Below are 11,462 nucleotides of genomic sequence, written 5' to 3' on the forward strand. Positions count from 1 at the left end.
ATAGTGCTTTAACCAGATCAAACGCTCCCTTTCGATGGCCAATTCGTCCAAAAAACACGAAGAGAATCTGACTACTTTCTGTCGGTTCTCTTTGAGGAATCTGATCTGGAATTTTGACTGCGTTGGGCAGCACAGTCACCCGCTCTTGCCTCAGCTCTAGTGCATCTATATAAAATTCCTTCCAGCTTTCAGAAAGGACAATGAAGCGATCGCATTTCCGATAGACCCAACTCAGAGCAGCTTTCACAAAAGCAGGTAAATGGCTATAAAATTCATGAAATTCTGAGCCATGAGTATGCATTACGACAGGCTTGCCAAACAACTTAGAAATCAATGTAGTAATGGCTTGCCGAAATGCACTGCCTCTTTCGGAAACATGGATATGAACTAAGTCAACACTTCCAAAAAGCAACTCCCTCGACAAGTTCAACAGTGCTTTAAGAAATGCTCGAATTTTATCTAACGGAGAGCCGTCAACCAAAGTTGCAATGTGTTCAATTTCTACCGACGGGTCGGTCTGTTCTAGGATCAACTGTTGAACCGAAACAATGCCGCCTCTCCTAGCAAGTCCTTCACCCAACATTAAAACTTTCATGCCAAGATTCTCCAAACAAAATCTACTAGATATCTCATCACTCGACAGAATGCACTAGATTATCGGCAGAAATCTTTATGGAGTCCTTAGGTTGTCGCAAGCGCGATTTTTGTAGCTGTAAGGAAATACCCAGAGAAACAAAGAGAACCCAGTTTAGGCTGTTATTAACCATCAGAGATGACTCTGTGGAGTTAATCAGGCAGGTAAAAATCAAATAAATTACCGACCACGAATACAAAGACGGATCTGACTGCTTAGACAGTTGAAGGCTGCGTATAAACATCTGCAAAAATCCAAGGATAAAAACAGCAGCACCGACAAATCCAAGCTGAATCCAGAGATCGATAAACCCATTGTGAGCATTCGGCGCAAGCCAACCATAGTCTTTCCAAACTGCTGCACCGGGGCTGTTCCAATCTCCCCAAAATCCACTGTACCCATAGCCTAAAATGGGCCTTTGTAAGCCTTGACGGATCACAATTGGCCAAATATCTGTGCGCCCTGTCAGCGTTAAGTCCTTACCTACTGAGCCAACCACTAACTCCAGCATCTCCACTAGAAAAATTGAGGCAAAACAGCCAAAAGCGGCAAGTGCAGAGATTACTGGAATCATGACTCGATCTGGCCAAAGCGTAACTTTTAGAACTGTAAAAACTAAGAATAAAGTGACAAAGTTAATCAGTGATGAACTAGATGCTGACATCACAATCATAAATACGGATATTGTAAGTCCTAACATCGCCTTCCAGGAACTTTGCCCTCCTCTCAAAGAAAGAGAGAGAAAAATGAGAGAGCTTAACACCATCAGTTGCCCAAATGGATTTTTATGAATAAAGATGCCGCGCCATGCACCAGCATGAATGCCACTCATTTTGCCATATTGAGGAAGAGCAATTACAAAAACGAGGCTTAGAAGCAGAATGATGCTGAATGTAATAGCCAAGATATTAAGTTGCTCTTTCGGGCTGAATCGAGTTCCAAAATAAATTCCAAATAGCGTGGTGCCAAGAAGCGCGATCGCCCTTGTCTGCGTAAGACTTGGCTGAGCAGACCAGAGAACTGAACACACCACAAGCCCCAGGAGAATCAGGAGGAACGGACTCCTAAATAGCCGCTGAACAACATATTTCCATCGCCATAGTAAAAGCAGGAAGGAAATGCCATAGTTTACAAGAAGCAATTGTCGAATCAAGGCAAAATCGACATCCCTCAGAGAACCCGCGTTTCCTTCGCTAAATCCTCCCGACAGAAAAAGTGTGAGAATACCGCCAGCGTAAAGAATTAGATAAGCTATAACAAATGCAAGCTCAAGGAATCGCCACAGCTTCTTCACAGCACTTACTCCTTCGTCAAGATTCGAGTCAGAATGTAGAACAATCAGTCTATAGACACATCCTGGGGGGAACTAGCTAGCCAGAACTGCGGTTGACAACTTTAGACCAAACGTACCTTGGTCCCCCCAGTGCGTAGACACCAAGCAGTCCCAAAATCATGAAATAGACCAGTGTAGAGGTGATTAGCACAATCATGAAGCCTGGATCGAGCCTTTGAAGACCTACAAAAATAGGAAGCATTAGGGCACAAATCAAGCCTGGATAATAGAACACTTCCAGGAAGTTGATTGAGAATAAACGACGAAGGGCAAACAAAAATTGTAAGAATGTCGAAACACTGACCAATAGCGCAACCGAAACTGCGCCAGCAAGCTGGTATCTTGGCACCAAGAAAAATCCAAATAAAGCCTTTACGACCATTGTCACAGAGCCTTCACGCACATTAATTTTCTCTAGCCCATTTGCCATCAAGACAAATCCAAAGGGTCGGCTAAATGATGCCAAGACTCTTGAAAGGGAGTAAGCAGTTAGAATATTAGCTGCATCCCGAAATCGCTCGTCGCCGTAAACAAACTGTAGTAAGTCTGCCCCAAAGAAGAAGAAGCCGACACAGGTTGGCAGCGCAATCGACAGGAGAATTCCAATCATACTCTGAGCAATCTTGCGCTGCTTATCTGTCCCCTCCTGAACAGACTTGACCATGCCTGGATAGACTGCCTGCATCAGGCTATCTGTCATAATTACAAAAGGCTGCATGAGCTGGATAATACCGCCATACAGCCCGACGAGAAGCTCACTTCCTGCCACAGATAGAATCAAGAATTCGAGTTTAGCATTAACAATTCCCAGGCTATCAATTGCGAAGAAGCTAGCAGCAGACTTGAATTTTGCAACCATGAAACTTGGGTCAAGCCTCCAGTCCATCTGCATCTCTCGTGTCAACAGAACCCACTGAATCAGAAAAATCAGCGTTTCTGAAATCACAAACAGCAAAGCAATCGTGTTCACTCCATAGCCCTGCTGCATTGCCGCAATCATTGCCAAGATGCGAGAAACGTAAACAGGTACGTTTGCAGTAGCAATTAGATGCATTCTTTCTTGTGACTGAAAGAAGGCCTCAGTCATGTTGGAAAGAGAGAAGGGGATAACAGCGGCACCAATGATGTAACAGGTCAGTTTCGTTCCAGGCTCGTATGGAAGGATGGTGACAATTGCAAGCAGGCAAATATAGCCCAAGATGCTAATGATTAGCTGAAGAATCGTGCAGTTCAGCAAATAAAATGACTCATTTCTGGTGGATTCTGCTCCTTGAGCAATCATCCGGATCATCAGATTTTTTAGTCCGTGAGATGCAATCCCGACAAAAATGTAGTAAAAGCTGAAGGCAAGCAGATATCTTCCTAGTTCATCAGCACCCAGAAATCGCGAAATGGATGCAGATAGCACAAAAGTCGCAACACTTTGCACAACTCGATTAACGAGCATTGAGGCTGAGTTGCTGAGTAGCTTACGTCGATGTTTCATGTCTATGCCGCTTACATCCAGTAGACACCTTGAGCCTGATTCTGCGTTGAGAGTTCTTTAGGCGAACAATACTGTCTACACCAAGTTTGCAGGCTGCTTTGCAGGCTCAATGATGATACTTCCATTAGGGCGATCGCCCCCTCCAAGTTCCCTCATGCGGGCAGCAATTGTGTTTGCATAGACTTCCAAAGAATGGCGCTCCATCACAATCTGATAGGCTCGCTCCGCTCGTTTCTTCGCCTCGTCGGGGTTGTTGAGCAAATAGGATATTGCGTTCCGCAAGCCTTCAACGTCGCCCGGATGAACTGTGAGGATTGCATCTGGATCGAGATAAGAAGACAGTCCTTTTGTGGCAGTTGCAATGATGGGGCGCTTGCAGGCCATTGCCTCAACCAATGAGGTAGAGCCAGCATGATAATCGCTCTCAAACACGCTCATTACAAAAATATCTGCATCTCGATAAAGCTGAACCAACTCTCCCATCTCGTAATAGCGAAATTCCATGTTAGCAGGAACCACATCTGGGAAAGACTTCTTCAAGCGCTTTGCAAACCGAGACGCATCACACACCTTGACATCTAAATCCATATCCTGAGTTGCGGCAGCAACCAGGCGATAATCTCGATTCTCTAGACCTGCGCTGGCAATGATGGGCCGCTTTTTATCTGGAGAAGGAAGTCCTGGCGTAAAAAAATTCGTATCAACAAACTGCGGCAAGTGCAGAACTCTAGATTTCGGAAGATTAAGGTCTCTGAAAACCAAATCTTGCTGGAATTTGGAACCCACCACAAAAACATCCGTAGACTGAGCAATTCTCAGACACTTGGCAGTGAAACGATTTCTTGGGCGATCGAAGTTCTGAAACAACGAAACGACCTTAGGACGATCCTTCTTGCTAACACAGTAAGCAGAGAAGGGGATTGATGAGTTTTCTGCATTGCAAAAAACAACATCATCAGAGGTAAGTTGGTTAACAAGATGCCTAGCTAAAGCCCAATTTTCTGGTTGCCCCGTGAACAGTTTTGATCGCACTTTGTCTGCACTGGTTGCTCCTGCATTCGGCAGGTGTATGCGAGCATTCAGGTTTTCCTGAAGCAGTGTAATGTAGTTTCGTGGACGCTTGCCAAGCTTTATCTCTTCGTTGGTTTTTGCCCAGCGAGTCCCGCTAAGTACAATATGGTACTGCATCGCTCCAGTCACTCCTGATGTGAATTCTATAAGTACACGCAACCAGACAACTGGCTGACGGACTCTAAAAGAGCATCCATCTCAGTGGAATTAAGTAAGATAGATGCTCATTTAGCTTTACTGAGACTTTTAGCTTTACCGAGACTCTTTAGAGGAAGATCCAACTCCAGCACCGATCTGGGTAGCTCCAGATAGAGCGGTAGAAGAACTGCTGAAGTGGTACTGGCTGCCTGCATAGTAGAAGTAGCTATCAGGCTCATTGCGAACATCAACGCAGTTGAGTACCATGCCCAAAACTTGCTGACCAGACTGCTTCAGAAATTCCCTGGCTGCAAGGGCACGCGACGAATCGACGACTCCCGGGCGAACGACTAAAACCATGCCGTCAGTCATCTTTCCGAGGACTGCTGCATCGGCGATGCCTGCCAGGGGAGGCGTGTCAAAGAGAACGAAGTCATACTCTTTGAGGAAGTCGTCAACCAGGGCGGCCATACGCTTGGAGTCTAATAGCGCAACCGGGTTCGGAGGCACAACACCACTGGGCAGGACATATAGATTCGGCATGACCTCCTGAATTACCGAATCGCTGGAAACCTGATCAACCAGGAGATTACTCAAGCCCGCAGCATTGACTAGGTTCCAGGTATGGTGCTGTGCAGGTCGGCGCAGGTCAGCATCGACCAAAAGTACCTTGCGACCTAGCTGAGCCAGGGTTGCAGCGAGATTGGCTGCAATTTCGGACTTGCCTTCCTGAGCGACTGAGCTAGTAATCACAAACGATCGCACTGCTTTGTCAGAACTCAGGAATTTGAGATTGGCTTGCAGCATTTGGTAGGACGCAGCAATTGGAGACTGCGGCATGTCCTGAACCACAACGCGGGGTGCAGGGTGATCCAGAGCGCCCAGGGCTGAACTGGACTTGCCAGCTCGGGTAAAGACCGGAATCACGCCCAGGAGGGTATAGCCAAGGGCTTCTCTGGCCTCCTTCACGGTCTTGATTGAGCGATCAAACAGGTCGATGCCGAAGGCGGTCGCAACTCCTAAGAGCATTCCTGAGAGCGCGCCGGCAATCAGGAAAAGTTTCTTCTTGGAGGGAAGTGGCTCGTCAGGTATGGTAGCAGATGACACAACGCGTACATTGCCGACATTCTGGTTCTCTGCAACCTGGATTTCTTGGAGCCTGACCAATAGGGCTTCGTAGGTCGTTTGGGCGGCATTGAGGCGACGCTCTAGCTCACGCTGCTGCTGCTCTAGGCGAGGCAATGCCCCTGCTCGTTGCCGATAAGCATTGCTGGCTTGCGTCAGGGTTTCCAGACGAAGAACAATGCCCTGGCGCTGCACTTCCAGTCTGACCAGTTCACCAATCAAATCCTGCTGGAGCGCTCCAGCTTGGAGATCATTCCGGATGTTGTTCCAGTCGGATCGAGCAACACTGACGGCTCGATTCCTTAATAGCTCTTCCAGGGATTGAACCCGGCGCTGGAGATTGGCGATCGCCGGGTGGTCTTCGGTGTAGCGAGTCCGCTCAACAGCCAATTCTTGCTGAGCCGCCTGCAACTGAGTCAGTGCTTCCTGGACACCGGCAGACTGGCTTAGAGCGGCAATTACGGTTGCTCGGCGGGGGTCTGCGCCGACGCGCCCCTGCAACTGGGCAAGACGCGCAGAAGTGTCAGAGAGTTCAGCCCGCGCCTGGGTCACCTGATCTTCAAGCTTGGAGATGATATTGACAGCTTCCTGCGCCTCGCTTTCCAGCAGCACTACCCCATTCTCTTCCTTAAAGCGACGCAGGTCAGAGTCGGCAGCCCTTACAGCGGCTTCAGTTTTGGGTAGCTCTTTGGCGATAAATTCTCGAGCGGCGGCTGCCTCAGCACAGTTCACCAGAACGTTGTTCTTGGTATAAACCTCGACCAAGCGGTTAATCACGGCTGCGGCCTCTTCAGGGTCGTCAGAAGCATAGGTGACTCGCAACAGATCGGTCGCTGGAATTGATCGGGCAGTCAATTTGCCAGCCAAGTCCTTAACCAGCATCGGGTTCCCATCTTCGTCGCGGAGGTCAAGCGACTGAATGACCTCAGAAACGATGGGAGCAGATTGGATAATTTGCGCCTGACTATCGACCGGGTTGCTCTGTAGGGTCAACCTTTCCAGTTCGCCCAGCCCTTCGCCCACGCCTGTCAGCCTTGAGGTGGCGCTGGACCGGACTTGAAGCAAGGTCTCGGCCTCGTAGGAAGGTTTCTGACGCAGCGCGATCGCCGTAGACAGCACAGTAAGCGTCAGGAACACGGTGGTCGCTGGCAGCCAGCGCCGTTTCATCACGTTCCAATACTTCTGAAAATCTATTTCCTCGTAATAGTCTTGGGAAGCTAGAGACATAAAAAAGTACCTTCTACAAAGACCGAAGTTCTGACTAGAAACCGTCCCACTCCTAAATGTCCGCTAAGCGCAAAGTCACCTGCTGTCAGAGAGCATCTATTCCTCAGGAACCAGACATCAAGCGCGACACCCACCCTTTCGAGTCTGCTAGAGCTTGCCTAAAGCTCACCTGTAGATGCTCAGGAGACTGACTTTAACCAAGCCTCATCCAAGCCGTCCGGAAACTTTCACCCCACCTCTGAATATCCTCATAATTCATTGGCTTGTGGCAATTACGCTAGTAAAAATATCTATCTTTATGGCACCTTAACAGTGCCTCCGTAGTTTTCTGAACTTCCAATAAAGCTCTAGTAAAGGCAGAGAAAAAACAGCTTAGGCTTTACGTTAAATTACAGGGTCAGCCAACCGTTGAACCTGCCTAGATTCGATCTCTTTAAACTCAATTCCTTTAAATACAACTGATATTTCTTTAAGTTCTCTTTATTTCTCTTTCAATAGCAATCTTGAATGGTTTCAGGACTTACGCGCTTGCGATCAGTTTTCTGGGTTTTGGATGATTTCTCGCGAGCGCAGCCCGCGAGAAATCGTCCAACTGCGTAAGTCCTAGGTTTGCGAGAATAGCAGCAGATTGCGCTGGTGTCATAGCTGCATTCGGGCAGGTTAAGACATAGCCTAGAGAAATGCTGATGCGTCTTCCCCCGACAATACAATGGCTAAACCTTGCAGCAATGACTTTCGGTAAAAAGTGATGCAGCCGATCGACCTGGATGGACTCAAGAACACGATTGAAGGGGTATGCAATCGAACCGTGTTTGCAGCTTGGCTCGAAACCTGCTAGATTCCCCAACTGCGCTCTGGGCAGTGGGTCGTCCTTGACAACGCGACGTTTCATCATGGGGGGCGCGTTGCCGAATTGATTGAAGCCGCAGGCTGCTGGGCGTTAACTAGACGTAGCGGACGGCTGTGCCGCTGACGGCGACCATCAGCATACTGCCACCGTTGCTGATGCCGATGGTTTCGTAGTCGATATCAATGGCGATCACGGCGTTTGCACCCAAGCGCTCGGCCTGTTCCACCATTTCGCGCATGGCAGTGTCTTTGGCTTCGCGGAGCGATCGCTCGTAGGCGGCCGATCGCCCACCCACAATGTCGCGGATGCCCGCAAAGAAGTCCTTGAAGATATTCGCGCCCAAAATGGCCTCCCCGCTAACAATGCCGAGATGATCGACAATCTGGAGGTCACCGATTTGGCTGGCCGTGGTGAGCAGGATGCCGGGTTTCGGGGCCATGAGATTTCCTCTGCGAGAAGTTTTCAGACAGATGACGGTTGCAAATCGGTTCAGGACGCGGGGCGCACGCCGAGATAGAGTTCGCTGACACGGGGATCATTGAGCAGTTCGGAACCCGGCCCTTCGATGCGATCGCGCCCAGTATCCAGCACGTAACCCCGATGCGCCATTGCCAGGGCTTTTCGGGCATTTTGCTCCACCAGCATAATCGCCATGCCCATTTGGTTAATCTGCCGAATGCGCTCAAACACGTCATTCACCAGAATAGGCGAGAGCGCCGCCGACGGCTCATCCAAGATCAGCAACTCCGGATCAAGCATCAGCGCCCGCCCCATCGCCAGCATTTGCCGTTCTCCACCCGATAGCGTTCCTGCCCGCTGTCGCCGCCGCTCAGCCAGCCTGGGGAATGCGTCAAAAATTTTCTGCTTCAGGCTTTGCACCGAGCCAGAGCGCGTGAACGCGCCCATCTCCAGGTTTTCCTCAATTGTCAGCGACGGAAACACGTTGGCGATTTGCGGCACGTAGCACATGCCACGTTGCACAATCTGATCCGATTTCAGCCCAGTGATGTCTTCGTTGCGAAAGTGAATCCGACCGCTATGGGGCGTTAGCAGCCCAAAGATGGTCTTTGCCAGGGTCGATTTGCCTGCGCCGTTAGGGCCCACGACCACCACGATTTCGCCAGGGTATACACGAAAATTTACGCCCTGGAGAATATCGAGATCCTGGATGTAGCCTGCATAGACCGATTCGACGGTGAGCAAGGGAGCCGTGGGCATGGGGCTTGTTTTTTTGTTTTCTTGGGGGCTAGCGTTTAGGACGCTGCAACGCAAACATCAAGGGAACCAGGGGAGAATCAAGGGGTTTCCTGGAGATCGGGCCTTTCTTCAGGCACGATTGCCCCTTCCACGGGGCACACTTGCAGACAAATGCCGCAGTCGATGCAGGTACTAAAGTCAATCCAGTACCATTCAGTTCCCTTGTTGTTTTTGCCGGGGCCAGGGTTGATGCAGGCAACAGGGCAGGCATCTACACAGTCGGCAACGCCTTCGCAGACGTGGGTCACAATCGTATGCGGCACAGTGTTCTCCTCTCAGACAGATCGCAGGCAGGTGGCAGTCCGGTGGGCTCGAGGTTAGCGTTTAGGTCTAACTGAGCGGCCCAATAGAATTACAATCTCGCCTTTATGATCTTGCTTTGGCTGATTCAGGGAATCCATCCCAGGTCATGAAAGCCAGATCTGGCAAGGCTTTACAGCACCATTGTACAGGTTATTTCTCAGGCAGGACTTACGCACTTGCGCTCAGCTTTCGGGATTTTGACACTTTCTCACGGGTTGCGCCTGCGAGAAAGTGTCCAACTGCGTAAGGCCTATCCGGTCGTTTTTAGGGCGATCGCCCCAACAGCGGCTCAACCTCTGGCGTGCCGTCGGCGGCGATCCAGGCGATTTGCCCAATGCGGCGATCGCGGGCATAGTGACGGGTTGCCTCCAGGCTGTCGCGGGGCATCAGGTCTACCTCCACCCGCACCAGATGGGCCGAGTCGCGGATCGTCTGGGCATAGGCAAAGGCAGCGGCGATCGCCTCTGGGGTTTTGGGCACAACGAGCCAATCGCTGGGCGGCGTTTGGGCGGGCAGTTGCCCAGTGGGCAGCAGGACTTGATGCAGGTCTTCGATGTTGAAGGTGAAGCCAATACCCGGACAGGTCTGCTGCTGGGGATGATAAAGCGACAACAGTTGGTCATAGCGGCCGCCCTGCCCCAGCACCCGCTGGCCGCTGTCGCCGCTGCTGACGACTTCAAACACGATGCCCGTGTAATAGTCAAAGGTCTGCACTAGGCTGAGGTCTAGCACCAGATTGGGGGGTGAGCGGTGTTCGCGGCTAAAGCTGTCGTGCAGCAGTTCCAGCAAGGACTTGAGCGCGTTCACGGTATCGCGCTGCTGGTTGTCTAGATCCAGCGCAGACACCCGCTGAATCACGTCCGCAGGCCGGCCCCGCAGATCTAGCAGCAGCAGCGCCCGCTCCCGCAGGTCTGGGCTGAGGGGTAGAGACTCCAGTTGGAGTCGGTCGAGATAGGCGATCGCCCGTCGCACCGATTCTCGCACGGAGTCTGGAAACACCGAAAGGAGCGATCGCGTCAGCCCCGCCTCACCCAGGATTAAATGCCAATCCGTCAAGCCCAAGTTGGCAATGCAGTCGGTCAGCAGCAGCAGCACTTCGGCATCCGCTGCGCTTCCGTCTGCCCCCAGCAACTCTACCCCCGCCTGATAGAACTCGTGCTGGCTGCCCATGCCGCTGCGGGGCGATCGCCGAAAGACATTGGCATTGTAGTAGAGCCGCTGCGGATAGGTCATTCCGGCTAGGCGCGTGGCCGCTGCACGGGCAATGGAGGCCGTCAACTCTGGGCGCAGTCCCAGTTCTTCCTCGTCGCGATCCTGCACCAAAATCACAGTCGAACGCTGCACCGCGCCGCCTGCCATCAGCGTGTCGATTCGTTCCAGGGTCGAGGTAATGATGCGATGATAGCCCCAGCGGTGAAACACCTGCTGCACCCGATCCTCAATCCAGCGCTTCTGAGCCACGTCCAGCGGAAACAGATCCCTGGCTCCTGTGGGGGGTTGGTACACCATTGATGAATTTGTAATGAGTGGGTGATCGGCGGGACATCTGGGTTAGATCCCGGTTGCCGCCTATTTCTTCTTACCACCAAACAGACCAAACAACCCGCCGCCCGACTCAGGCTTGCCCTTGGGCGCAGGCTTGCCCTTGGGCGCAGGCTTGCCCGGCGTGGGCTTGGCGGTTTTGGCATCGGCTTTTGCAGCTTGGGCATTCGCAGCGGCAAACGCAGGGTCAACTCGGCGCAACCCCTCCTCCGCTGCGGCATCTTTTGGATTTAGCTCCAGCGCCTTGCGAAAATGAATCTTGGCCATCGTGGGCTGGTTTGCCCGCAGATACACTGCCCCCAGTCGGCTGTGAATGCTGCCGTTCTTTGGGGCAATCTGGAGCGCATCCCGCAACTCTTTGACCGCGCTGGGATAATCTTGCTTGGTTTCAAACTCTTCCGCCCGTCGCAAATAGGAGGCCAAGACCGATTCCCGACTGGGCGGCGCTTTGGCGGCGGGAGGTGTCGGGGTCGGACGAGCGCCCGTGGCGGGGGTG

Annotated in this window: 10 protein-coding genes and 1 pseudogene; 1 reads left to right on the forward strand and 10 read right to left on the reverse strand. The window is 51.4% G+C overall.

What is annotated here, in order from left to right; all coding sequences use genetic code 11:
• From IGS51_RS16800 to IGS51_RS16820, 5 genes are all read right to left on the reverse strand, one after another.
• Window positions 1-595, reverse strand: a 595-nt coding sequence (locus tag IGS51_RS16800) for a glycosyltransferase family 4 protein (protein WP_297079971.1), incomplete at its 3' end; no start/stop codon positions are given.
• A 37-nt stretch (window positions 596-632) separates the two neighbouring features.
• Window positions 633-1,928: an O-antigen ligase gene (locus tag IGS51_RS16805; protein WP_297079972.1), complete on the reverse strand. Its 1,296-nt coding sequence runs from the start codon at window positions 1,926-1,928 to the stop codon at window positions 633-635.
• Between the two features lie 76 nt (window positions 1,929-2,004).
• The gene (locus tag IGS51_RS16810) at window positions 2,005-3,453 is read right to left on the reverse strand and encodes an oligosaccharide flippase family protein (protein WP_297079973.1); all 1,449 of its coding nucleotides are present in this window, start codon (window positions 3,451-3,453) and stop codon (window positions 2,005-2,007) included.
• A gap of 75 nt (window positions 3,454-3,528) precedes the next feature.
• A complete protein-coding gene (locus tag IGS51_RS16815; RefSeq protein ID WP_297079974.1) occupies window positions 3,529-4,641 on the reverse strand; it encodes a glycosyltransferase family 4 protein in 1,113 nt (370 codons plus the stop codon).
• A gap of 135 nt (window positions 4,642-4,776) precedes the next feature.
• A complete protein-coding gene (locus IGS51_RS16820) occupies window positions 4,777-7,014 on the reverse strand; it encodes a polysaccharide biosynthesis tyrosine autokinase (protein WP_297079975.1) in 2,238 nt (745 codons plus the stop codon).
• A 781-nt stretch (window positions 7,015-7,795) separates the two neighbouring features.
• Between IGS51_RS16820 and IGS51_RS16825 the strand changes: the two are divergent.
• Window positions 7,796-7,948 (forward strand): annotated as a pseudogene (locus IGS51_RS16825) (transposase); the annotation flags it as partial.
• Window positions 7,949-7,958: 10 nt separating this feature from the next.
• Here IGS51_RS16825 and IGS51_RS16830 read toward each other — a convergent pair.
• From IGS51_RS16830 to IGS51_RS16850, 5 genes are all read right to left on the reverse strand, one after another.
• A complete protein-coding gene (locus IGS51_RS16830; protein ID WP_068516363.1) occupies window positions 7,959-8,285 on the reverse strand; it encodes a heavy metal-binding domain-containing protein in 327 nt (108 codons plus the stop codon).
• A gap of 68 nt (window positions 8,286-8,353) precedes the next feature.
• Window positions 8,354-9,082 carry an ABC transporter ATP-binding protein gene (locus IGS51_RS16835; RefSeq protein WP_297079976.1) on the reverse strand — a complete coding sequence of 243 codons (729 nt, stop codon included), beginning with the start codon at window positions 9,080-9,082 and terminating at the stop codon, window positions 8,354-8,356.
• A 77-nt stretch (window positions 9,083-9,159) separates the two neighbouring features.
• Window positions 9,160-9,384: a ferredoxin family protein gene (locus IGS51_RS16840; protein ID WP_172358501.1), complete on the reverse strand. Its 225-nt coding sequence runs from the start codon at window positions 9,382-9,384 to the stop codon at window positions 9,160-9,162.
• A gap of 304 nt (window positions 9,385-9,688) precedes the next feature.
• Window positions 9,689-10,933 (reverse strand): ATP phosphoribosyltransferase regulatory subunit, encoded by a 1,245-nt coding sequence (locus IGS51_RS16845; protein ID WP_297079977.1) that lies wholly within the window; start codon window positions 10,931-10,933, stop codon window positions 9,689-9,691.
• A gap of 60 nt (window positions 10,934-10,993) precedes the next feature.
• Window positions 10,994-11,462, reverse strand: a 469-nt coding sequence (locus tag IGS51_RS16850) for a tetratricopeptide repeat protein (protein ID WP_297079978.1), incomplete at its 5' end; no start/stop codon positions are given.

The organism is Thermoleptolyngbya sp. M55_K2018_002 (assembly GCF_015295965.1).
Taxonomy (GTDB): Bacteria; Cyanobacteriota; Cyanobacteriia; order Elainellales; family Elainellaceae; genus Thermoleptolyngbya; species Thermoleptolyngbya sichuanensis.

Excerpts from the sequence above, each read along its gene's own strand:
- IGS51_RS16810 (WP_297079973.1), bottom strand. The coding sequence starts at position 3,453 with ATGAAACATCGACGTAAGCTACTCAGCAACTCAGCCTCAATGCTCGTT.
- IGS51_RS16815 (WP_297079974.1), bottom strand. The coding sequence starts at position 4,641 with ATGCAGTACCATATTGTACTTAGCGGGACTCGCTGGGCAAAAACCAAC.
- IGS51_RS16820 (WP_297079975.1), bottom strand. The coding sequence starts at position 7,014 with ATGTCTCTAGCTTCCCAAGACTATTACGAGGAAATAGATTTTCAGAAG.
- IGS51_RS16835 (WP_297079976.1), bottom strand. The coding sequence starts at position 9,082 with ATGCCCACGGCTCCCTTGCTCACCGTCGAATCGGTCTATGCAGGCTAC.
- IGS51_RS16845 (WP_297079977.1), bottom strand. The coding sequence starts at position 10,933 with ATGGTGTACCAACCCCCCACAGGAGCCAGGGATCTGTTTCCGCTGGAC.